The sequence below is a fragment of the Azospirillum sp. Marseille-Q6669 genome, from assembly GCF_965111635.1.
In genome coordinates this window covers 910,095-932,029 of the sequence record NZ_CBCOOP010000002.1, presented here as the reverse complement: position 1 = coordinate 932,029, position 21,935 = coordinate 910,095, and the positions used below count along the sequence as shown (strand labels likewise).

Below are 21,935 nucleotides of genomic sequence, written 5' to 3'. Positions count from 1 at the left end.
TGACGCGACCGGTGCGCCGCTCCTTTATTGCAGCAGGTGGCTATCCGCTTCGGCCAAGTCACCTGCTGCGCCCGGCGCAAGCCGCTTGCGGTTCCGCCCGACCTTCGTGTCCGTGGAGAGTCTGCCCCAATGTCCATCTCCACCGCCACGCGCACCGCCGTCTGGCCCGGCAAGCCCTATCCCCTCGGAGCGAATTGGGACGGGTTCGGGGTCAACTTCGCCCTGTTCTCCGCGCACGCCGAGAAGGTCGAGCTGTGTCTGTTCGACCAGACCGGCCAGCGCGAGGTCGAGCGGGTCGTCCTGCCGGAGCACACCGACGAGGTCTGGCACGGCTATCTGCCGGAGGCCCGGCCCGGCCTGCTCTACGGCTACCGCGTCCACGGCCCCTACGAGCCGTTGGTGGGGCACCGCTTCAACCCGAACAAGCTCCTGCTCGACCCCTACGCCAAGGCGCTGTTCGGGCCGTTCCGCTGGTCGGACGCCCATTACGGCTACCGCGTCGGCTCAACGCGCGAGGATCTGTCCTTCGACCGGCGCGACAACGCCCGCGGCATGCCGAAATGCCGGGTGGTCGACCGCGCCTTCACCTGGGGGCACGACCGCCACCCGGCGGTGCCCTGGTCGGACACGGTGATTTACGAGACTCATGTCGGCGGTTTCACCATGCGCCATCCGGAGGTGCCGGCCCCGCTGCGCGGCACCTTCGCCGGCATGTCCACCCACGCGGTGATCGACTATTTGAAAGCGCTGGGCATCACCTCGGTGGAGTTCTTGCCGGTGCAGTCCTTCGCCGACGACCGGCATCTGGTCGGGCAGGGGCTGCGCAACTACTGGGGCTACAACAGCGTCGGCTTCTTCGCGCCCGAGCCGCGCTACATGACCACCGGCGTGCTGTCGGAGTTCAAGACCATGGTCGCCCGCCTGCACGAGGCGGGGATCGAGGTCATCCTCGACGTGGTCTACAACCACACGGGCGAGGGCAACCATCTCGGCCCCACCCTGTCCTTCAAGGGCATCGACAATCTCAGCTACTACCGGCTGCTCCCCGACAACCCGCGCTTCTACATCAACGATACCGGCACCGGGAACACCCTGAATCTCAGCCACCCGCGCGTGCTCCAGCTGGTCATGGACAGCTTGCGCTATTGGGTGACGGAGATGCATGTCGACGGCTTCCGCTTCGACCTCGCCACCGTGCTGGCGCGGGAGCCCTATGGGTTCGACCCCGGTTCGGGCTTCCTCGACGCGGTGCGGCAGGACCCGGCGCTGGCCGACGTGAAGCTGATCGCCGAGCCGTGGGACGTCGGTCCCGGCGGCTATCAGGTCGGCAACTTCCCGCCGGGCTGGGCCGAGTGGAACGACCGCTACCGCGACACCGTGCGTCGTTACTGGCGCGGCGACGACGGCATGCTGCCGGAACTGGCGGGGCGCATCGCCGGCTCATCGGACCTGTTCGAGAAGCGCGGGCGGCGGCCCTGGTCGTCGGTGAACTTCGTCACGGCGCACGACGGCTTCACCCTGCACGACCTCGTCTCCTACAACGACAAGCACAATTGGGCCAACGGCGAGGACAACCGCGACGGCCATTCCGCCAACCATTCCTGGAACCACGGGGTGGAGGGCGAGACCGATGACCCGGCGATCCGCGAGGCCCGTGCCAAGCAGAAGCGCAACCTGCTGGCCACCCTGTTCCTGTCGCAGGGCACGCCGATGATGCTGGCCGGCGACGAGATCGGCCACAGCCAGAAGGGCAACAACAACGCCTATTGCCAGGACAACGAGACCTCCTGGCTCGACTGGGCGCGGCTGAAGGGCGAGGGCGGGCCGATGCTGGCCTTCGTCAAGCGGCTGATCGCGCTGCGCAAGGCCCATCCGGTGCTGCGCCGTCCGGTGTTCCTGCACGGCCGCCGCACCTCCGCGGACGGCTTGAAGGACATCGTCTGGTACACGCCGCAGGGGGTCGAAAAGTCGGCGGAGGATTGGCGCAACGGCCACGCGCGCTGCATCATGCTGCTGCTGAACGGCCATGCCGGAACCTACACCGGGGTGGACGGTGCGCCGCAGGACGACGGGGTGCTGCTGATCGTGCTGAACGCCCACACCGACACGGTCAACGTCACCCTGCCGGAGGTCCCCAACGCGCGCGGCTGGCGCTGCGTGCTCGACACCCGCGTGGTGGACGGGGCCGGCGACGGGCGGATGCAACTCGCCGGGCGGACGATGCCGGTGGATGGGCGGGCCGCGCTGGTGTTCGTGCAGGTTGATTCACCCGCTCGTTGATGCGGGTCAATAGGCGGTCTTTTCCGCCTGTGCTAACGTCCTGCCCTGAGGTGGCCCTTCCACCTCCGGTTTCCGCGGAATCGATGCATGCCCGATTACGACTATTCCCTGGTTGACGCCGCCATCATCGACACGCAGTCCAACACCCAGCGCGTCCTGCGCGAGGTTCTGGCGCGGCTGGGGATGAAGCGGGCGGAGACCTACGGCTCGGTCCGGGACGCGGCGGACATGGCGGCGGCGGCCACCCCCGACCTGATCCTGCTGGACATCGACGGGGAGGAGGCGGAGGCGCTGCGCCTCATCCGCCGCCTGCGCAACGAGCCGGACACCCGCAATCCCTACGCCTGCATTGTCGCCACGACGTGGCAGCCGACGCCGCTTCTGGTCATGCGCGTCACCAACAGCGGAGCCGACGATCTGCTGGTGAAACCGGTTTCCCCCAAGCAGGTGCAGGAGCGGCTGGCCGCCCTGATCGAATCGCGCAAGAAGTTCGTGGTGACCGCCGACTACACCGGCCCCGACCGGCGCAAGTCGCCGCGCGAGGGCGCCCAGGTGCCGCTGCTCGACGCGCCGAACACGCTGCGGCTGAAGGCGACCAACCGCTGGGCGCACATCAACGCCCGGCAGCTCATGGCCGAGGCCAACCACTTCGTCAACGAGCAGAAGCTGCTGCGCATCAGCGTCCAGGTCGCCTTCCTGATCGAGTTCGCCGCCACCGGCCTGGCTGGCCGCCCGCCGGAGCGTATGGCGGTGGAGCATCTGGCCCGCGTCCCGGCTTTCCTCGACGACCTGCTGCGCCGCCTCGACGATCTGAGTGAGCCGGGGGCGGCGGAGTCTGTGGCCAAGTCCCTGAAGATGATGGCGGAACGCTTGCGCCTTCAGACCGAATCGGGTGCTGTCGCGGCGGAAGAGTTGGAGCGCGTCCGCGCGCTCGCCCGCGACCTGATGCAGGCGGTGGATGCGGCCCGTCCGCTCGATGCGATGATGGCGGAGGTGTCGGTCGCCGTGGCCGGCTACCGCTCCCGCCTGGAGCAGATGGCGCAGGCCAAGGCGGAGGCCGCGCGGGCCGCCACAATCGTGCCCGCGGCGAATGGCGATGCCGCGAAAGAGGCGGTCGGCTCGTGATCCCGCAAACGGTGAGCCGCTGAAGAAGGCCGGATCATCCAGGGTTGCGGCGCGTTGTCACCCTTGCCCCGTCGCCGTGCGCGAAAGCGTTGCGGTCAATGTGAAAATTCGAATGTTCGGGGCTGGACGGAATTGGCCCGACGCGCAATGCTCGCGCGCAGGCCGTTGCGGCCAGAATGACGCCACCAAGACGCCACGACCGACAAACGCGGGGACCCCTGAATGAGCGATCTCGACCGGCTTGCCGAACGGCTTGGCATCGAGCCCTTCTACCATGACATCTGGGGCAACCGGCGCGAGACCTCCGACGCGACGAAGCGGGCCTTGTCCGCCGCCATGGGCTACCCCGCCGGCACCGGCGAGGAACTGACGGCGAGCCTGCATGCGGTGGAGGACCGGTCGTGGCGGCGGATGCTGCCCCCCGTCCTGGTGATCGACGAGGGCGCGCCGCTCAGCCTCGCGCTGGCCGTTCCGGCCGGGCTGGAGGACGCGCAGCTGACCTGGACGTTGACCGAGGAGGGCGGACTCGCCCACCGCGCGTCGCTGCGCGTCGGCAACCTGCCGCTGGCCGAACAGCGCGTGCTCGACGGCGTGGCCTACGAGCGGCGAACGGTCTCGACACGCCTGCCACCGACCCTGCCGCTCGGCTATCACCGGCTGTCGGTGGTGATCCGGCCCCAGGGCATGGGCGGGACTTTGGAGGGCGGCACGGTGCTGATCGTCGCCCCGCAGCGCTGCCTGACGGTGGAGGATGTGGTCCCCGGCGGGCGGACCTGGGGGATCGGGCTGCAGCTCTACTCGCTGAAGAGCGGCGACGACTGGGGCATCGGCGACTTCGACGATCTGGGGCGCTTCGCCGAGACGGCGGCGGGGCTCGGCGCCGGGCTGGTCGGGCTCAATCCGCTGCACGCGCTGTTCCCGGCCGACCCCAACCACATCGGCCCCTATTCGCCAAGCAGCCGGACCTTCCTCAACAGCCTCTACATCGACGTGGAGCGGGTGCCCGAGCTGGCGGCCACGCCGCAGGCGCAGGCCCTCGTCGCGTCGGAGGAGTTCCGGCAGCGGCTGGCCGCCGCGCGGGCGACGGAGTTGGTGGACTATCCCGCCGTCTCCGCCCTGAAAATGCCGGTTCTGGAGGCGTTGCACGCCACCTTCCGCGCGCTCGGCGAGAGCGACGCGCGGCGCGAGGCGTTCGAGACGTTCCGGCGCGAGATGGGCGAGCCGCTGCGCCGCCACGCCGTGTTCGAGGCGCTGCACGAGCATTTCTACCGCCGCGACCCGTCCCAGTGGATGTGGCGGAGCTGGCCACCGGCCTTCCAGAAGCCGGACAGCCCCGAGGTCCAGGCCTTCGCCGCCGAGCAGGCCGAGCGGGTGGAGTTCTTCCAGTATCTGCAATGGGAGGCCGACCGCCAGCTGGGCACGGCGGCGGAGCGCGGGCGGCGGGCCGGGCTGCCCATCGGCTTCTACCGCGACCTCGCCGTGGCGGCGCATCCCGGCGGGGCGGCGGCCTGGGGGGATTCAGACATCCTGGTGCAGGGGGCCAACGTCGGCGCGCCGCCGGACCAGTTCAACATGAAGGGGCAGAACTGGGGCCTCGCCCCGCTGTCGCCGGTGGGCTTGCGCGAATCGGCCTATGGCAGCTTCATCGCCATGCTGCGCGCCAACATGCGCCACGCCGGGGCGCTGCGCATCGACCATGTGATGGCCCTGCAGCACCTGTTCTGGATTCCTGCGGACGGCAGCGACGGCGCCTATGTCGAATACCCGTTCGAGGACCTGCTGCGGATCATCGCTCTGGAAAGCCGCCGCAATGGCTGCATCGTCATCGGCGAGGATCTCGGCACCGTGCCGGAGGGCTTCCGCCCGGCGCTGGAGCGGGCCGGCATCCTCAGCTACCGCGTGCTGTATTTCGAGCGCAGCGCCGACGGCGGGTTCAAGGCGCCGCAGGAGTATCCCGCGGGAGCCATGGTCACGGTGACCACCCACGACCTCGCCACCTTCAAGGGCTTCTGGACCAACCGCGATCTCGACTGGCGCGCCAAACTGGACCTCTATCCCGACGAGGCGGCACGGAACAAGGACATCTGGGACCGCGGCGTGGACCGCTGGTGGATGCTTCAGGCGCTGGAGCGGGAAGGGTTGCGCCCGGTCCGCTACCCGAACAATGAGGGTTCGCAACCCTTCTCGCGCGAGCTGATGGAAGCGGTTCACCGCTACCTCGCCCGCTCGCCGGGCCGCATCGCCATGGTGCAGATCGAGGATGCGCTGGGCGAGGTGGAGCAGCCGAACCTGCCAGGCACCGTGGACCAGCACCCCAACTGGCGCCGCCGCCTGGGCGTGCCGGTCGAGGCGATGGCCGAGAACGAGGGATTGCGCCGGCTGGCCGAGGCGGTCCGCGGCGAGCGGTCCTGAAGCCAGCCGAACCGGAAGCCGATTGCGATCCTGCGCTATTGGCTTACACTTGGCGGCAGTCGTCGGGCAAAAGAACAGCGCGCCGCGCGCGATCCCGCGTGGCCAATCAAGACGGAGGGGTAGATGAAAGGTGATCCGAAGGTTATCCGGCACCTCAACACGATTCTGACGAACGAGCTGACCGCCATCAACCAGTATTTCCTGCACGCCCGCATGTTGAAGAACTGGGGCCTGCACCGGCTGGCGGGCAAGGTCTACGAGGAATCCATCGGCGAGATGAAGCACGCCGACAAGCTGATCGAGCGCATCCTGTTCCTGGAAGGGCTTCCCAACCTTCAGGACCTGCACAAGCTGAAGATCGGCGAGGACCTGCCGGAGATGTTCACCGCCGACCTGGGCATCGAGAGCCACAACCGGGGCAATCTGCTGGAAGCCATCGCCGACTGCGACGCGGTGCGCGACTATCAGAGCCGCGAGATCTTCCGGGAGATTCTGGAGGACACCGAAGAGCACATCGACTGGCTGGAAACCCAGCTCGACCTGATCCAGCGCGTGGGCCTGACCGCCTACCAGCAGGAGCAGATCTACGGCGAGGATTCTTCATCGTAAGCGATGGGGTCCTAAGCGATGGGGAACGGTCCGCCGTCTAGACGGACATTCCCGCCGACGTCCCGGCCGCATAGGCCGCGGCGTCGGCCTTGCGGTAGGCGGTGATGGCGGCGGACCAGGGTTCGATGTGCAGGCCGCTGCCCATGGCGTCCTGATGGATGCTCTGCGCGATGAATCCGGCGTTCGGCGTCGCGCTCAGGCGCGGCGACGCGCCGGTGACCGGTCGGTCGCCACCCTCCGCGTCGTCCAGAGCAAATCGGGATGGGGAACCGGAGCGGCGGGCGCGGTTGCCTTCCGCTCCGCCCAATTCCGTCCGGTTTCCGCTTTTCAGCGCATCGTCGGTGGCCGAAACATCGTCGGATCTTCGGCGTTCCGGCTCCCCCGGCACGCGCCGGATCGGCTGCACCGCAATGGCCTCGCTGGCCAGCATCTGACGAAGCCGACCCATCCCGGACGGGGACTGCGCGTTCGACGGCGATGATAGGGACAGGATGCTGGACACGGGAGCGCGGCGGGTTGTCGGTGAACCTGATCCCGCATCGTATCAGCGCAAAGCTTCCCGATGCCTTAAAAATTTCGGGCGGGCGCGCGGCGCCGTGGTGGCTGTCCATCCGACGGCGCCGAGGCGCTCCCTTCGAGGGGTTTAAGCCCCCTTGCGGCCACGGACGTTGCGGCGGACGACCGACTGCGCCTCCACGACCAGATCGCTGCCGCCCAGGACGCGAGTGAACAGCGCCTTGACGGTTGCCCGACCGCGCACGGTCAGCACGCCGCTGTTCGTGTCGTCCTCGATCCTCAGCACCGCGGTGTGGGCGCCCAGGAAGCTCTTGGAAAAGGCGTTGTCGAAGAAGGTGCGGATGTGGCCGTCGCGCTGGTCGTCGAACATCACTCGTCCGCCGGCCAGGGCCGCCGCGTCCACCGCCTGCGCCAGACGGGCCTGCACCGCGTAGCCGCGCACCGTCTCCAGCGTGTAGCCGGCGCCCACCGCCAGGGGGAGGCCGAGGGCGACGATCAAGGCCAGAGCAAGCTTGCGCCCGGAGCGCCGTTCCTGCCGATGCTGGAGCGCGTAAGGGTGGTAGACCATCACCATCGCCGGACCCAAAAATGTGAAGGAGAACGCAAGATCAAATCTGCCGGATTTGCCTTAATGAGCGATTAACAGCGTTCGAATAAGTCTTTGAATGTTTAAAAGCGTGATAACGAGGGCGTGTGTTTGTTCGCGTTTTCTCTCATTATTATTATGAGTTCCGCAAACCTTTTTATTGTTATGGGAATAAAGTGGTTCGAAATTCGTATTAAATCTTGCGACTGCGCCAGCGTGAGGGAGCCGCCAGGGACGATAAGGATTTCGTGCTGCACCGGAAGGGGAAAAAAGAAGGATCGGCCATGCGGCTGGGTGATGCGCCGAAAGGATGCGGGAATAAAGCCGTTCGCCCCGGCGTCCACGAACCACCATCGTCTGAACAATAAGGCAGGGGAGGGCATCCATGGTCCGCACCATCTTTGGGGCTGGTATCGGCGCTGCGATTTCGGCGGCGGTTCTGCTGACGGCGGCACCGGCGCCGGCGCAGACATCCGGGGGCTCCACGGGCATGAGCTTTTTCGTCACCAGCGTCGGATCGGGAAAGGGCGCCGACTTCGGTGGGCTGGAGGGCGCGGACCGCCATTGCCGGCAGTTGGCGCAGGCCGTCGGGGCGGGGAGCCGCGACTGGAAGGCCTATCTGTCCACCCAGGCGGCGGACGGCCGGCCCGCGGTGAACGCCCGCGACCGCATCGGAGCCGGCCCCTGGCAGAACGCCAAGGGGCAGGTGATCGCCCGCAATGTGGAGGATCTGCACGCCACCAACGGCCTGACCAAGCAGACCGGGTTGACCGAAACCGGCGAAACGGTCAAAGGCCGAGGCGACACCCCGAACACCCACGATATTCTGACCGGCAGCCAGCCGGACGGTCGGGCCTTCGACGGTGCGGAGGACCGGACCTGCGGCAACTGGACCCGCAGCGGGATGGAGGGCGCCGCCATGGTCGGCCATCACGACCGCATCGGGCTCGGCGACGATCCGTCGGCCAAATCCTGGAACAGTTCCCACCTGACGCGGGGCGGTTGCAGCCAGGATGCCCTGAAGAGCACGGGCGGCGCGGGGCTGCTCTACTGCTTCGCCGCGGATTAGCAGGGCGGGAGCGGGAGGGCTGACCCGCCCGCTCCCTTTCCGCCGGCACCCGGGAGCGTTACAGTCGCGCCATTCGTACGGTGTGTGGAGGCGGCCCGATGCGGGGCGGGGCGTGGCGTTCGGCGGTGCTGGGCTTTGCGGTGGCGGGCATGGCGCTCGCCTTCCTGGGGGTGGAGATCGGGCGGCTGGCCGTCGCCGATCCTGAGCGTTCCTTGTTGGACATGGGGGCGGTCGGGCTCGGCGTGCTGGCGCTGTGGATGGCCTTTGCCCGGCTGAACCGCCATTTCCGCGATCTGGGGCGGCTGCGCGAGACCCTGTCGACATGGCGCGGGCGCAGCGCGTCCTCCCTTGCCACCGATGCGAAGGAGGACGAGGCCGGCGACCTCGCCCGCGCGGCGGCGGAGGCGCTGCGCCATGGCCGTCACGGCGAGCATCGCCCCGGCGAGCGGCTGGCCGGCGTGATCGCCGCGCTGGAGGAGCCGGTGGTGGTGCTCGATGATTTCGGGCGGATCGACACGCTGAATCCCGCGGCCTCGGCTCATCTGGGGCTGGCGGCGGGGGCCGACATCTACGACCACCTGTCGCGCCCCGAGCTGTTCCGTGCCATCGAGCGGGCGCGCGAGGACGGCCAGATGGTCTCCGCCCTGCTGCGCCGCGCCCAGGGCGGCGAGGTGCCGGTCCGCGTCAAGGATCTCGGGCTCCAGTCGGGCATCGCCCTGGTCTTCCCGGCGAAGGCGGGTGAGGCGCAGCCGCTGTTGTCCGGCGAGCGGCGGCTGCTGCGTCCGAACGCCCGTCCCGCCCATCTCGGCGACGAGGATCCGCTGCTGGCCCTGCCCATGGTCAGCCTGTGGGTCGCCACTGCTACCGGGCGCCCGGAGGAGGGGCTGATCGTCGCGGTTGGGACGGTGCGGATGGTCGGGCCGCGCGTCTTCCGCAGCCTGTCGCTGGAGCTGTTCATCGATCCCGGCGCGCCGATCCCGGCGGAGGGCACCGCGCTCCACGGCGTGACCGCGGCGATGGTGGAAGGCGCGCGCCCCTTCGCCGCGGCTTGGCCAGTGATCGCCGACGCCCTGCGCGGCTGCGCGGTGGTCGGCTGGGGAGTGGACACGGCGCTCGGCACGCTGGCCCGCGCCTGCCGCGACGCCGGCCTGCCGGAGCCGGAGGCGCCGCCGACGCTCGACCTCGCGCGGCTCGCCGCGGCGCTCGATCCGGCGCTGGAGGAGGCCTCGCTGGAGCAACTGGCCGCCGCCTTCGGCATCGCCACCGACCGCCGCATGGGTCCCTTCGCCCCCGCCCTGGTCGAGGCGGAGCTGGCCGCGGGTTTGCTGACGCGGCTGGACCAGCGGGGGATCGCCACGCACGGGCAGGCGCGCGCCTTCGCCGCCGGTCAGGCCGGCGCGCTGCCCGAGTGAATCCTGCACGAGTGAATCCTGGCCGATTGAACTTTGCCCGAGTGACGCCTTACCGCCATTTCGGCCGCCGCCCGGCCTTCAGCGCCTGCACCGCCTGATCGAGCGTCTGCAGGAACTTCGACTTGTCCTGCTGGCTCATCGGCTTGTTGCCGCCGCTGACCACGCCCATGTCGCGCAGATCCTGCATCAGCGCGCGGGTGGCGATGGCCGAGCCGATGCTGTCGTCGGTGAAGGGGCGGCCGGTCGGGCCGATCACCACGGCGCGTTTCTTGACGCAGCGGTCGGCGAGCTGGATGTCGGCGGTGACCACGATATCGGCCTCGGTCGCGTGCTCGGCGATCCAGTTGTCGGCGGCGTCGAACTCCGCCCCGACGACGACCAGTTCCGACAGGCACTCGTTGGGCAGGCGGAGCGGGCCATTGCTGACGATCCAGACCTTGATTCCGTTGCGCCCGGCCACCCGGTAAATTTCCGACTTTACCGGGCAGGCATCGGCATCCACATAAATCTCGACCACCCGGCTTCCCTCCTTCGCCGTTTCATGCCGCGTCCTTATGCGCTAAAACCCTGAGCGAGCGAAGTGGCGCCGCGGGTGGCGTCCTGGATTTTTCCTTTTTGTGCAGAAGGGTCGGAGCGGCGCATGGCGTCCTATCAATATGTCTATGTGATGAAGGGCCTGTCCAAGGTCTACCCCGGCGGCAAGAAGGTTCTGGACAACATCTGGCTGTCCTTCCTGCCCGGCGTGAAGATCGGCGTCCTCGGCGTCAACGGCGCCGGTAAGTCGACCCTGATGAAGATCATGGCCGGCCTGGACAAGGATTATTCGGGCGAGGCCTGGGCCGCGCAGGGCGCCAAGGTCGGCTACCTGTCGCAGGAGCCGCAGCTCGACCCGACGAAGACGGTGCAGGAGAACGTCCTGGAGGCCCTGGCCGAGACCAAGGGCCTGCTGGACCGCTTCAACGCCGTGTCGGAAGCGATGGGCGACCCGGACGCCGACTTCGACGCGTTGATGGCCGAGCAGGCCGAGCTTCAGGAGAAGATCGACGCGGCCGACGCCTGGGACATCGACCGCACGGTCGAGATCGCCATGGACGCTCTGCGCTGCCCGCCGGGCGATTCCGACGTGACCAAGCTGTCCGGCGGTGAGCGCCGCCGCGTCGCGCTGTGCAAGCTGCTCCTGGAGAAGCCCGACCTGCTGCTGCTCGACGAGCCGACCAACCATCTGGACGCCGAGTCCGTGGCGTGGCTGCAGAAGCACCTGGAGGACTACAAGGGCACCGTCGTCCTGGTCACCCACGACCGCTACTTCCTCGACAACGTGACCGGCTGGATCCTCGAACTCGACCGTGGGTCGGGCATTCCGTGGGAGGGCAACTACTCCTCCTGGCTGGAGCAGAAGCAGAAGCGCCTGGAGCAGGAAGGCCGCGCCGAGGAGGCCCGCCAGAAGCAGCTCGCCACCGAGCTGGAATGGATCCGGCAGTCCCCGCGCGCCCGTCAGGCCAAGAGCAAGGCCCGCATCTCCGCCTACGAGACCTTGCTGGCCGAGAGCGGCAAGGAAGCGACGGGCGAGGCCCGCATCGTCATCCCGACGCCGCCGCGCCTGGGCAACGTCGTCATCGAGGCCGAGAGCATCAACAAGGGCTTCGGCGACCGTCTGCTGATCGACGGCCTGTCCTTCCGCCTGCCGCCGGGCGGCATCGTCGGTGTGATCGGCCCGAACGGCGCCGGCAAGACCACCCTGTTCCGCATGATCACCGAGCAGGACGGGCCGGACGCCGGCACCTTCCGCGTCGGCGAGACGGTGAAGCTGGGCTATGTCGACCAGAGCCGCGATTCGCTGAATCCGAACAAGACCGTGTGGGAGGAAATCTCCGACGGGCTGGACATCATCGACCTCGGCAAGAAGTCGATGCCCAGCCGCGCCTACGTCTCGTCCTTCAACTTCCGCGGTCCGGACCAGCAGAAGAAGGTCGGCCAGCTCTCCGGCGGTGAGCGCAACCGCGTCCACCTCGCCAAGATGCTGAAGTCCGGCGCCAACGTGCTGCTGCTCGACGAACCGACCAACGATCTGGACGTCGACACGCTGCGCGCCCTGGAAGAGGCGTTGGAGAATTTCGCCGGCTGCGCCGTGGTCATCAGCCACGATCGCTGGTTCCTCGACCGCCTTGCCACCCACATCCTGGCCTTCGAGGGCGACAGCCACGTGGAGTGGTTCGAGGGCAACTTCGAAGCCTACGAAGCCGACAAGAAACGCCGTCTGGGCGAGGATGCGGTGAACCCGCACCGCATCAAGTACAAGCCGCTGGTCCGTTCCTGAGCGGCGGCTCCGGCTGGCTCCCTCTCCCCACCCGGGAGGGGGAGCCTTCTTCCGTTACCCTTCCAGCTTCTGATGCTCCAGGAAGGCGGTCTTCAAGAGCTGCTTGAGATCGTCGCCATACTGGTGGAAGCGCACGGACACTTGGCCTTTACCCGCGCCCTTGTGCACCACGACCATCCGCGCGGTGGCCATGATGTCGTCCCGCCCGGTGATGGACAGGCGGCCCTCGATCGTCTCGCCCTCCTCGAACAGATCGTCCGGAGCGTAGAAACTGACACCGCCGATCGACCAGTTGCGGGAGGAATGGGCGCCACGGTCGGTCTGAACAACCAGGCAGGGGTGAGCGTAGCGCTTCTGCGCCCGCCGTTCCTCCGGCGCTGGCAGCGGCGGTGGCGCGGTGTCCACCGTCACCGTGATTCCCGTGCCGTCAAGCTTCGCCCCGCCCAGCTTGGCGGAGCGCAGCACCGCATCCTCCATCCGTGCGTCGCGCAGGTCGGCGCCGGTCAGGTTGGCACCGTCGAAGTTGGTCGGCCAGGGACGGTCTCCGGAAAGCCGGGCCGGGCGGGCGTCGGCGCGGGCCAGGACGGCGCGGGACAGCCCGGCGCGGCGCAGGTTGGTGCCGTTCAGGCAGGCCTCCGTCAGATCTGCCCCGATCATCTCGGTGTAGGAGAGGTCGGCCATCTCCAAGCTGGCCTTGCGCAGCCGCACGCCCATCAGGCGGCAGCGGCGCAGCCGCGCCGCGGCGAGCACGCGGCCGGTCAGGTCGGCCCCGATCACCGACACGAGGTCGAGATCGAGATGGCGGCCTTCCGCCCCCTGGCTGTTCACCCACCGCTCATGCTCGGCGACGGCTTCCAGGAAGGCGCCCGACGGCATCGGCTTGTAGACCGGCCTGACGATGGCGTTCTTGGGAAGGGAGGCGGGCAGGTAGTTGCGGTCGAGCGTCGCCTCGTCGATGGTCGTGCCGTCGAAGGTCACGCCGTCCAGCGTGGCTCCCCAGAAATCGGCGCCGACCAGAACGGCCGCGGTCATGTCGGCGCCCGTCAGATCGGCGTCGTTCAGGTCCGCCCCGCTGAGGTCGCAGCCGGTGAAGTTCGCGCCGGCCAGGATGGAGCGCTCCATCTTTGCCTCGGTCAGGCGGGTGACGCCGTCGCTGCGTGGTTTGTCGTCCGTTCCGCTCATCAGCGACCCGGCGCGGAAGTCGGCGCCGCGCAGGTTGGCGTCGGTCAGGATGGCCCGGTGCAGGTTGGCGCCGCGCAGATCCGCCCCGATCAGCGTCGAGGCGGTCAGGTTCGCCCCCTCCATGTCGGCGCCGAACAGGTCGGCCTGCGAGAGGTCGGCCCGGATGAGACGGGCACCGACCAGATTGGCGCCTGCCAGCTTCGCCCCGTTCAGGTTCACCCGGTCGAGGTTGAGATTCGAAAGATCGCGGAAGCTGAGGTCGGCCCGCCGCCCGCCGCGGCGCGTCAGCCACGTCTGGTGGGCGAGGATGATCGCCTTGATCTCTTCGATCTCGTTCGGAGTCCGGTCAGCCATCGGATGGGGCGCCCGCTGCTGCAACACACAAGAGAGGCTTCGGGCGCGACCATACCCCTTCCGGCGGTGTTCGTCACGGAATCGCCGTTTGGACCATCAGGAAAAAGGGCCATAAAAGCAGGCATGAAAAAGGGCCGCCCGAAGGCGGCCCGTGAGATGGCCCGGTTGCACGGAGCGAAGGATCAGCCGGCGCTGCCAACCTTCTGGCGGAGCGCCTGGAGCAGCCCCTCAACCCGCCCGCCGTTCTGACCGATGACGGAGGCGAACTCCTGGCGCTGGGTCACGCCCATGCTCACACCCTCGACCACCACGTCGATGATCTTGTAGGCGGTGTCGCGCTTGCGCACGCGCCAGTCCACATTCACCGGCGGGCCGTTGGGGCGGACGATCTGGGTGCTGACCATGGTGTCCGCCTCGCCTTCGACGCGGGACCCGGTGATGCGGAAGGTCTCGCCCGAATACTCGACGAAGCGGTCTGCGTAGGTGTTGACGATCAGCCGTTCGAACAGCTTCTGGTATTCGTCGTGCTGCTGCGGCGTGGCGGAGTTCCAATAGCGGCCCAGCACCCAACGCCCGATGTAGGCCACGTCGAAGCCCTGATAGAGCAGGCCGCGGAAGCGCTGTACCGCCTGCTCGCGCGACAGGCTCTTGTTCGAGAAGGTGGCGACGGCCTCGTTCCCCAGCGATTGGATGAACGCGGTCGCGCCCGGATCAGCCGATTGCGCGGCGGCGGGACGGGCGGCCCAGCTGCTCACCGCGAGCAGGGCCGCGCACACGAGAAACAGGCGACGTGTCAGCATGGCAAGGCAAAAGTGGCTGCCGCGGGGGCTTTGTCAACACTCAATCGGACAAGGGATCGAGCGCGGACGGTCGTGCCGCGGCAGGCCTCCTCCTTTATTTCTTGGCGGGTTCGTCGAAATCGGGGAATTCCGGCGTCGCCGGCGCGATGTCGTTGGCGATCGCGGCGCGGCGCTGCTGCGCGTAGAGGCTGCGGGCCGTCGCGTAGAAGTCCAGCGAGTTCTTGCGCAGGTCGTCGATCTCGCGCAGGAGCTGCGAGCGGCGGTCCAGGCCTGCGGCGGCGGTCCGCCCATACATCGCGTTGTCCGCCCCGGCGGCGTTGGTGCCGATGCGGAACGGGTCGGCCAGCGTGTCGACGCCATAGCCCAGCGTGTCGCGGACGTTCGACGGGCCGAGGAACGGCAACACCACGTAGGGGCCGGGTCCGACACCCCAGACGCCCAGCGTCTGGCCGAAATCCTCCGGACGGTCGCCGATCCCGGCCTCCGTCGCCACGTCGGCGAGGCCGCCGATGCCGAGGATGGTGTTGGTCATGAACCGGCCGGTGGCGACCTGGGCGCCCTCGAAATCACCCTGCAGCAGGTTGTTGGCGATGTAGAGCGGGCCGAGCAGGTTCTGGATGAAGTTGTGCACCGCCTGGCGCAGCGGGTCGGGGACGACGCCCACATACACTTCCGTCGCCGGGCGGATCAGCAGGATGTCCGCGGTCTCGTTGACGGCGAAGACAAATCGGTTGGGAATCTCCAGGGGATCGCTGACCGTGACATCGGCTTCGTTGCTGCCGGGCGCGGTTGCGCAGCCCGCCATGCCGAAGGCGACGACGGCTACGGCGGCCGAGCGAAGAAGGGAGCGGGAGAGGTTGGCCAGCTTCATCGGCGACGGCTCTTTCTGGGGACACGACTTTGGGCGGGGCATCCGATTCCGCGGCCCCATCGCGCCACGTCCGAAGGGTTCGTCCCCTCGCCGGGCGGCAACAGGCGCTGCCGGACAGGACATCGCCCGGAAAATCCGTGCGATCCCTTTGTTCCGTGCCTAACACAGGCGCCGCCTTTTGACCAGCGTGCCACGCGAGGTCACCATACGGATACCGCCCTATGTGGTAGGATTGCCGCGCCCTTCGCGTGCCGACCGGGTGCCCCGTCAGCCGGTGCCGCCCGATTGGAAGGGTGACCGGTGAAAACGTGTTTACGCTGCATAAAGATATCTTTATATCTGTATCCCGCATGGCGGGCCGTGGTGGCCGGCCGGCCCTTCGGGGCGATTCGGGACGGTGTCGGCGGTCATGGACGAACTGCTTGCGACATTGAAGGCGGCGGCGGAGACCACGCGGCTTCGGCTGCTGGCGCTGTGCGCTCATGGCGAGCTGACGGTGACCGAACTGACCCAGATCCTGGGGCAGAGCCAACCGCGGGTGTCCCGCCATCTGAAGCTGCTGTGCGACGCCGGTCTTCTCGACCGTTTCCGGGAGGGCACCTTCGCCTTCTACCGGCTGACGGAGCGCGGCGCCTCGGCGGAGTTGGCGCGGGTGCTGGTGGACGCGATCCCGTCCGACGATCCGACCATGACGCTGGATCTGGAGCGGCTGGAGGCGATCAAGCGCGCCCGCTCCGAGGCGGCGGCCAGCTACTTCCGCGAGAACGCCGCCCGCTGGCATGAAATCCGCTCCCTCCACGTCCCGGAACGCGAAGTGGAGGAGGCGCTGATGCGCCTGATCCCCGCCGACGGGATCGGGGATCTCCTGGACATCGGCACCGGCACGGGCCGCATGCTGGAGGTTCTGGGGCCGCGCGCCCGGCGCGCCGTGGGGGTCGACCAGTCGCGTGAAATGCTGTCCATCGCCCGCACCAAGCTGGAGGACACGGCGCTACGCCACTGCCATGTCCGGCAGGCGGACATGTACCAGCTTCCCTTTCCGTCCGGCTCCTTCGACGCGGCGGTCGTCCATCAGGTGCTGCATTTCGCGGAGGCGCCGGCCGATCTTCTGGCCGAGGCGGCGCGGGTGCTGCGGCCCGGCGGCCTGCTGCTGCTGGTCGATTTCGCTCCCCACGCCCTGGAATCCCTGCGGGCGGAGCACGCGCACCGCCGGCTGGGCTTCTCCAACGCCGAGGTCACCGGCTGGTGCCGCCAATGCGGTCTGGAGTGCGGTGCCGTGGTGCATCTGCCGGGCGAACCGCTTACCGTATCCATCTGGCCGGCGGTGCGCGCCGCGAAGGGCGCATCCCCGGCCGACCCCTCCATCCTCTCCATCAGCGGAGCCCAGTCATGACGTCCGGCATCCCGTCGGTCAGCTTCGAATTCTTCCCGCCCAAGACGGAGAAGATGGAACAGAGCCTGTGGCAGGCGATCCAACGCCTTGCCCCGCTCAGCCCCTCCTTCGTCTCGGTGACCTACGGGGCCGGCGGCTCGACGCGCGAACGCACGCACAACACGGTGACGCGCATCCAGAAGGAGACGGGCATCCCCGCCGCCGCCCACTTCACCTGCGTGGGTGCGACGCGCGAGGAGATCGACGCCATCGCCCGCACCTATTGGGACGCCGGAATCCGCCATCTCGTGGCCCTGCGCGGCGATCCGCCGGAGACCGAGGGCGGGGTCGGCGGGCGCTACGTCCCGCATCCCGGCGGGTATGCCTACGCCGCCGATCTGGTGGCCGGGATGAAGAAGGTTGCCGACTTCGAGATCTCCGTCGCCGCCTATCCGGAGTGCCATCCGGAGGCGCCGAGCGCGCAGTTCGACCTGGACAACCTGAAGCGCAAGGTGGACGCCGGGGCGACGCGGGCGATCACCCAGTTCTTCTTCGACAACGACGCCTATTTCCGCTTCCTCGATCGTTGCGCCGCCGCCGGCATCACCGTGCCGATCGTGCCCGGCATCCTGCCGATCACCAACTTCGCCCGCGCGGTGGAGTTCGCCGGCAAGTGCGGGGCGGCGATGCCCCAACGCTTTGCCGAAACCTTCGAAGGGCTGGATTCCGATCCGGAGACCCGCCAGCTCGTCGCCGCGACCATGGCGGCGGAGCAGTGCCAGGCGCTCCAGGCCCAGGGCATCAAGGAGTTCCATTTCTACACCCTGAACCGCTCGGACCTGACGGTGGCCATCTGCCGGATGCTGGGCGTGAAGGCGAAGCAGCCGGCGGTTTCCTGACTGCCTCCCTGTGCTAGGGTGTTGCGGATGATCGCGGTCGCGGAGGAAGGGCCATGGACAGCCGGATCGGGTATGACGACGATTTCTACGCCTGGACCCAGGAGCAGGCCCGTCTGCTGCGCGAAGCCGCCCGCGAACACCTCAACACGCCCATCGACTGGGGCCATGTGGCGGAGGAAATCGAGGATATGGGCAGGAACGACCGGCGCGCGATCAACAGCCACCTTGCCCGTATCATCGAGCATCTTCTGAAACTGGAATTCTCTCCGGCTTCCGACCCGCGCAGCGGTTGGCGGAAGTCCGTACGCGAACAGCGTGCGGCGGCCGTCGATGCGCTTGCCGACAGTCCCAGCCTGAAGGGGCATGTCGATTTTCCGTCCGCATTCCGCCGTGGACGCGGCTTTGCCACCGACGGGCTCGGACAGGATCGCGTCGACGAACAGGCCCTTCCTTCCGAATGCCCTTACGGACTTGAACAGCTTCTTGACGAAGGCTGGTGGCCGGTGAACCGCCATGATCTCGACTGAGACGCTGATTCCCTGACTTTCCGCCCGACCTTCCTTCCGAAACGGACCAGACCCTTCCCATGCCGCACATTCTCGACACTCTCCGCGACCGCGTCCTGCTCTGCGACGGCGGGTTCGGCAGCCGCATCCAGGCGCTCGACCTCGATGTGGAGAAGGACTACTGGGGGCACGAGAACTGCACCGACATCCTGCCGCTCTCGCGCCCGGACATCGTGCGGGAGATCCACCGCGGCTATTTCGAGGCCGGCGCGGACATGGTGGAGACGGACACCTTCGGCGCCTCCCCGGTGACGCTGGGCGAGTTCGGCATCTCCGAGAAGGCGTTCGAGATCAACCAGCGCGCGGTCGAGCTGGCGCGCGAGGCGGCGGAAACCTTCACGGACGGGCAGCCGCGCTTCGTGATCGGCTCGGTCGGGCCGGGCACCAAGCTGCCCAGCCTGGGGCACATCCCCTATCAGGACCTTGAGGACAGCTTCTTCGTCCAGGCGGCCGGACTGATCGCCGGCGGCGCCGACGCCATCCTGGTCGAGACCTGCCAGGACCCGCTGCAGATCAAGGCCGCCGTCAACGGCATCAAGCGCGCCCGCGCCGAGGCCGGGTCGGACACGCCGGTCTTCGTCCAGGTGACGGTGGAAACCACGGGCACGCTGCTGGTCGGCACCGACATCGCTGCGGCGGCCACCGTGATCCAGTCTTTGGACGTGCCGCTGATCGGGTTGAACTGCGCCACCGGCCCGCTGGAGATGAGCGAGCATGTGAAATGGCTGACCCAGAATTGGCCGGGCCTCGTCTCCGTGCAGCCGAACGCCGGCCTGCCGGAACTGGTCGACGGCAAGACGCACTACCCGCTGCGCGCCGACGACTTCGCCCATTGGCTGGAGCGCTTCGTGACCGAGGACGGGGTGAACCTCGTCGGCGGTTGCTGCGGCACCAACGTCCCGCACATCGCGGCGGCCAACCAGATGCTGCGCAAGCTGGCCCCGGCCGGCTCGCACCGCCCGAACCCGAAGGGCCGCACGGTCCATTGGGTGCCCGCGGTCGCCTCGCTCTACTCCCAGGTCACGCTTCGCCAGGAAAACGCCTTCTTCGCCATCGGCGAGCGCTGCAACGCCAACGGCTCCAAGAAGTGGCGCGAGCTTCAGGAGAAGAACGACTGGGACGGCTGCGTCGAGATGGCGCGCGAGCAGGTGAAGGAAGGCTCGCACACGCTGGACGTCTGCACCGCCTTCGTCGGGCGCGACGAGGTGGCGGAGATGAAGGCCGTCGTGCAGCGCTTCGCCGGCTCGGTCACCGCCCCGCTGGTCATCGACTCCACCGAATACATCGTGCTGGAGAAGGCGCTGGCGCTCTACGGCGGCAAGGCGATCATCAACTCGATCAACTTCGAGGACGGTGAGGAGCCGGCCCGCAAGCGTCTCGCGCTCGCCAAGAAGTTCGGCGCGGCGGTGATCGCGCTGACCATCGACGAGGAGGGCATGGCGAAGACGCCGGAGCGCAAGCTCGCCATCGCCAAGCGCCTCTATGACTTGGCGGTCAACGAGTTCGGCCTGCCGGCCCACGACCTGCTGTTCGACCCGCTGACCTTCACCATCGCCACTGGCAACGAGGACGACCGCAAGCTGGCCATCTGGACGCTGGAGGGCATTGAGGCGATCAGCCGCGAGATGCCGGGCTGCCAGATCATCCTGGGCCTGTCCAACGTCTCCTTCGGCCTGAACGCGGCGGCCCGCCACGTCCTGAACTCGGTCTTCCTCGACCATGCGGTGAAGCGCGGCATGACCGGCGCCATCGTGCATGTGTCGAAGATCATGCCGCTGCATCTGATCCCCGAGAAGGAGGTCAAGACCGCCGAGGACCTGATCTTCGACCGCCGTGCGGAAGGGTACGACCCGCTCCAGGCCTTCATCGCACTGTTCGAGGGCCGCAAGGCCGCGGACGCCAAGAAGAAGGCCCGCGCCGAGACGGTCGAGGAGCGGCTGAAGGAGCGCATCGTCGACGGCGACCGCACCGGGCTGGAGGACGATCTGGCCGAGGCGATGAAGACCCACCCGCCGCTGGAGATCATCAACACCTACCTGCTCGACGGCATGAAGGTGGTGGGCGAGCTGTTCGGCGCCGGCAAGATGCAGCTTCCGTTCGTGCTCCAGTCCGCGGAGACCATGAAGGCCGCCGTGGCGTGGCTGGAGCCGCACATGGAGAAGCTGGACGGCCAGCAGAAGGGCACCATGGTGCTGGCCACCGTGAAGGGCGACGTCCACGACATCGGCAAGAACCTGGTGGACATCATCCTGACCAACAACGGCTACAAGGTCGTCAATCTGGGAATCAAGCAGCCGATCGGCGCCATCATCCAGGCGGCGAAGGAGCACAAGGCCGACGCCGTCGGCATGTCCGGCCTGCTGGTGAAGTCCACCGTCGTCATGCGCGAGAATCTGGAGGAGATGACCCGTGAAGGGCTGGAGGTCCCGGTCCTGCTCGGTGGCGCCGCCCTGACCCGCGCCTATGTGGAGACGGACTGCGTGGCCTCCTACGGCTCGGGCCGCGTGGCCTATGCGGGCGACGCCTTCGACGGGCTGACCCTGATGGATCAGGTGGTGGGCGGCAGCTTCGACCAGCAGCTCGCCATCCAGCAGGCCAAGCGGGCGGGCCGGGCGGTCAACCGCCGCCGTGTGCTGGGGCAGGCGACGAGCGCCACCGTCGGCCCGGTGGACAAGGATGCCGCCCGTGCCCGCCGCACCCGTCTGGCCGAGGGCGTGCCGGTGCCGACGCCGCCCTTCTGGGGGCCGAAGGTCATCGAGCATGTGCCGCTGAAGACGCTGGTGACCTACCTCAACGAGCGCATGCTCTATCAGCTCCAGTGGGGCTACCGGAAGGACGGCAAGTCCTTCGAGGAGTTCAAGGAGTGGGCGAAGAAGGAGCTTCGCCCGGTGCTCGACCGCATCCTTAAGATCGCCGCGAAGGAAGAGATCCTGCGGCCCCAGGCGGTCTACGGCTACTGGAAGGCGGCGGCCGACGGCGACGACGTCATCCTGTTCGCCGAGGACGGGACCAGCGAGGTCGCCCGCTTCACCTTGCCGCGTCAGGCCAAGGAGGACGGCGAGTGCATCGCCGACTTCCTGCGCGACGTGAACGACGGCGAGCGCGACGTGCTGGGCCTGCAGATCGTCACCATGGGCCAGCATTGCGCCGAGGTGGCGCGGGACTGGTTCGCCGAGAACCGTTACCAGGATTATCTCTACCTGCACGGCCTGTCGGTGGAGATGACCGAGGCGATGGCGGAGTACGTTCACGCCCGCATCCGCGCCGAGCTGGGCTACGGCGCCGAGGACAGCCGCGACAAGGAGAAGCTGCTGCAGCAGGCCTATCGCGGCAGCCGCTACAGCTTCGGCTACCCGGCCTGCCCGAACCTCGCCGACCAGGAGCAGCTTCTGAAGCTCCTCGACGCCGGGCGGATCGGCGTGGAGATGTCCGACGAGCACCAGCTCCACCCGGAGCAGAGCACGTCCGCCATCGTCCTGCACCACCCGCGGGCGAAATACTTCAGCGTGTGATGCGGGGCCTGGACCGGGGCATCGCCTCCTTTCCTGCGTTACGATGGGGAAGG

The 21,935-nt window shown here is 68.1% G+C and carries 17 protein-coding genes; 11 read left to right on the top strand and 6 right to left on the bottom strand.

What is annotated here, in order from left to right; translation table 11 throughout:
• Positions 1-129: 129 nt before the first annotated feature.
• From glgX to bfr, 4 genes are all read left to right on the top strand, one after another.
• Positions 130-2,280, top strand: coding sequence for a glycogen debranching protein GlgX (gene glgX, locus ACWPXE_RS15675; RefSeq protein WP_454018563.1), 2,151 nt, complete (start codon positions 130-132; stop codon positions 2,278-2,280).
• An 87-nt stretch (positions 2,281-2,367) separates the two neighbouring features.
• Positions 2,368-3,405, top strand: coding sequence for a response regulator (locus ACWPXE_RS15670; protein ID WP_454018562.1), 1,038 nt, complete (start codon positions 2,368-2,370; stop codon positions 3,403-3,405).
• A gap of 222 nt (positions 3,406-3,627) precedes the next feature.
• Positions 3,628-5,817 (top strand): 4-alpha-glucanotransferase, encoded by a 2,190-nt coding sequence (gene malQ, locus ACWPXE_RS15665; RefSeq protein ID WP_454018561.1) that lies wholly within the window; start codon positions 3,628-3,630, stop codon positions 5,815-5,817.
• A gap of 123 nt (positions 5,818-5,940) precedes the next feature.
• Positions 5,941-6,426: a bacterioferritin gene (bfr, locus tag ACWPXE_RS15660; RefSeq protein WP_014240606.1), complete on the top strand. Its 486-nt coding sequence runs from the start codon at positions 5,941-5,943 to the stop codon at positions 6,424-6,426.
• A 37-nt stretch (positions 6,427-6,463) separates the two neighbouring features.
• Here bfr and ACWPXE_RS15655 read toward each other — a convergent pair whose 3' ends face one another.
• Both ACWPXE_RS15655 and ACWPXE_RS15650 read right to left on the bottom strand, forming a co-directional pair.
• On the bottom strand, positions 6,464-6,856 hold the full coding sequence (locus ACWPXE_RS15655) for a hypothetical protein (RefSeq protein WP_454018560.1): 393 nt from the start codon (positions 6,854-6,856) through the stop codon (positions 6,464-6,466).
• 213 nt (positions 6,857-7,069) lie between these two features.
• On the bottom strand, positions 7,070-7,510 hold the full coding sequence (locus ACWPXE_RS15650; protein ID WP_237903388.1) for a hypothetical protein: 441 nt from the start codon (positions 7,508-7,510) through the stop codon (positions 7,070-7,072).
• 403 nt (positions 7,511-7,913) lie between these two features.
• Here ACWPXE_RS15650 and ACWPXE_RS15645 point away from each other — a divergent pair, with 403 nt between their 5' ends.
• Both ACWPXE_RS15645 and ACWPXE_RS15640 read left to right on the top strand, forming a co-directional pair.
• Positions 7,914-8,597 (top strand): hypothetical protein, encoded by a 684-nt coding sequence (locus tag ACWPXE_RS15645; RefSeq protein ID WP_454018559.1) that lies wholly within the window; start codon positions 7,914-7,916, stop codon positions 8,595-8,597.
• 98 nt (positions 8,598-8,695) lie between these two features.
• On the top strand, positions 8,696-10,009 hold the full coding sequence (locus ACWPXE_RS15640; RefSeq protein WP_454018558.1) for an exonuclease domain-containing protein: 1,314 nt from the start codon (positions 8,696-8,698) through the stop codon (positions 10,007-10,009).
• Positions 10,010-10,058: 49 nt separating this feature from the next.
• Here the strand turns inward: ACWPXE_RS15640 and ACWPXE_RS15635 are convergent, their stop codons facing one another.
• Positions 10,059-10,526 (bottom strand): YaiI/YqxD family protein, encoded by a 468-nt coding sequence (locus ACWPXE_RS15635; protein WP_454018557.1) that lies wholly within the window; start codon positions 10,524-10,526, stop codon positions 10,059-10,061.
• A 123-nt stretch (positions 10,527-10,649) separates the two neighbouring features.
• Between ACWPXE_RS15635 and ettA the strand changes: the two genes are divergently transcribed.
• Positions 10,650-12,326: an energy-dependent translational throttle protein EttA gene (gene ettA, locus ACWPXE_RS15630; protein WP_014240614.1), complete on the top strand. Its 1,677-nt coding sequence runs from the start codon at positions 10,650-10,652 to the stop codon at positions 12,324-12,326.
• Between the two features lie 54 nt (positions 12,327-12,380).
• On the opposite strand, the gene ACWPXE_RS15625 is transcribed toward ettA, so the two are convergent.
• From ACWPXE_RS15625 to ACWPXE_RS15615, 3 genes are all read right to left on the bottom strand, one after another.
• Complete coding sequence (locus ACWPXE_RS15625; RefSeq protein WP_454018556.1) at positions 12,381-13,862, bottom strand: pentapeptide repeat-containing protein; 1,482 nt, start codon at positions 13,860-13,862, stop codon at positions 12,381-12,383.
• A 182-nt stretch (positions 13,863-14,044) separates the two neighbouring features.
• Positions 14,045-14,662, bottom strand: coding sequence for an MlaC/ttg2D family ABC transporter substrate-binding protein (locus tag ACWPXE_RS15620; protein WP_149648618.1), 618 nt, complete (start codon positions 14,660-14,662; stop codon positions 14,045-14,047).
• Between the two features lie 94 nt (positions 14,663-14,756).
• Positions 14,757-15,533 (bottom strand): MlaA family lipoprotein, encoded by a 777-nt coding sequence (locus ACWPXE_RS15615; RefSeq protein WP_014240617.1) that lies wholly within the window; start codon positions 15,531-15,533, stop codon positions 14,757-14,759.
• A gap of 409 nt (positions 15,534-15,942) precedes the next feature.
• Here ACWPXE_RS15615 and ACWPXE_RS15610 point away from each other — a divergent pair, with 409 nt between their 5' ends.
• Genes ACWPXE_RS15610 through metH form a run of 4 tightly spaced genes read left to right on the top strand, consistent with a single transcriptional unit; the run spans position 15,943 to position 21,882 of the window.
• A complete protein-coding gene (locus tag ACWPXE_RS15610) occupies positions 15,943-16,926 on the top strand; it encodes an ArsR/SmtB family transcription factor (protein ID WP_454018555.1) in 984 nt (327 codons plus the stop codon).
• Positions 16,923-17,804 (top strand): methylenetetrahydrofolate reductase [NAD(P)H], encoded by an 882-nt coding sequence (metF, locus tag ACWPXE_RS15605; RefSeq protein WP_149648620.1) that lies wholly within the window; start codon positions 16,923-16,925, stop codon positions 17,802-17,804. Before ACWPXE_RS15610 ends, metF begins: the two co-directional genes overlap by 4 nt.
• A gap of 53 nt (positions 17,805-17,857) precedes the next feature.
• Positions 17,858-18,331 carry a DUF29 domain-containing protein gene (locus tag ACWPXE_RS15600; protein WP_454018554.1) on the top strand — a complete coding sequence of 158 codons (474 nt, stop codon included), beginning with the start codon at positions 17,858-17,860 and terminating at the stop codon, positions 18,329-18,331.
• Between the two features lie 59 nt (positions 18,332-18,390).
• Entirely contained in the window at positions 18,391-21,882 is a 3,492-nt protein-coding gene (gene metH / locus ACWPXE_RS15595) for a methionine synthase (protein WP_454018553.1), read from the top strand.
• Positions 21,883-21,935: the final 53 nt, after the last annotated feature.

Bases quoted from the DNA above. Each gene is read 5' to 3' on its own strand.
- glgX (WP_454018563.1), top strand. From the start codon at position 130: ATGTCCATCTCCACCGCCACGCGCACCGCCGTCTGGCCCGGCAAGCCC.
- ACWPXE_RS15670 (WP_454018562.1), top strand. From the start codon at position 2,368: ATGCCCGATTACGACTATTCCCTGGTTGACGCCGCCATCATCGACACG.
- malQ (WP_454018561.1), top strand. From the start codon at position 3,628: ATGAGCGATCTCGACCGGCTTGCCGAACGGCTTGGCATCGAGCCCTTC.
- bfr (WP_014240606.1), top strand. From the start codon at position 5,941: ATGAAAGGTGATCCGAAGGTTATCCGGCACCTCAACACGATTCTGACG.
- ACWPXE_RS15655 (WP_454018560.1), bottom strand. From the start codon at position 6,856: ATGCTGGCCAGCGAGGCCATTGCGGTGCAGCCGATCCGGCGCGTGCCG.
- ACWPXE_RS15650 (WP_237903388.1), bottom strand. From the start codon at position 7,510: ATGGTCTACCACCCTTACGCGCTCCAGCATCGGCAGGAACGGCGCTCC.
- ACWPXE_RS15645 (WP_454018559.1), top strand. From the start codon at position 7,914: ATGGTCCGCACCATCTTTGGGGCTGGTATCGGCGCTGCGATTTCGGCG.
- ACWPXE_RS15640 (WP_454018558.1), top strand. From the start codon at position 8,696: ATGCGGGGCGGGGCGTGGCGTTCGGCGGTGCTGGGCTTTGCGGTGGCG.
- ettA (WP_014240614.1), top strand. From the start codon at position 10,650: ATGGCGTCCTATCAATATGTCTATGTGATGAAGGGCCTGTCCAAGGTC.
- ACWPXE_RS15625 (WP_454018556.1), bottom strand. From the start codon at position 13,862: ATGGCTGACCGGACTCCGAACGAGATCGAAGAGATCAAGGCGATCATC.
- ACWPXE_RS15620 (WP_149648618.1), bottom strand. From the start codon at position 14,662: ATGCTGACACGTCGCCTGTTTCTCGTGTGCGCGGCCCTGCTCGCGGTG.
- ACWPXE_RS15615 (WP_014240617.1), bottom strand. From the start codon at position 15,533: ATGAAGCTGGCCAACCTCTCCCGCTCCCTTCTTCGCTCGGCCGCCGTA.
- ACWPXE_RS15610 (WP_454018555.1), top strand. From the start codon at position 15,943: ATGGACGAACTGCTTGCGACATTGAAGGCGGCGGCGGAGACCACGCGG.
- metF (WP_149648620.1), top strand. From the start codon at position 16,923: ATGACGTCCGGCATCCCGTCGGTCAGCTTCGAATTCTTCCCGCCCAAG.
- ACWPXE_RS15600 (WP_454018554.1), top strand. From the start codon at position 17,858: ATGGACAGCCGGATCGGGTATGACGACGATTTCTACGCCTGGACCCAG.
- metH (WP_454018553.1), top strand. From the start codon at position 18,391: ATGCCGCACATTCTCGACACTCTCCGCGACCGCGTCCTGCTCTGCGAC.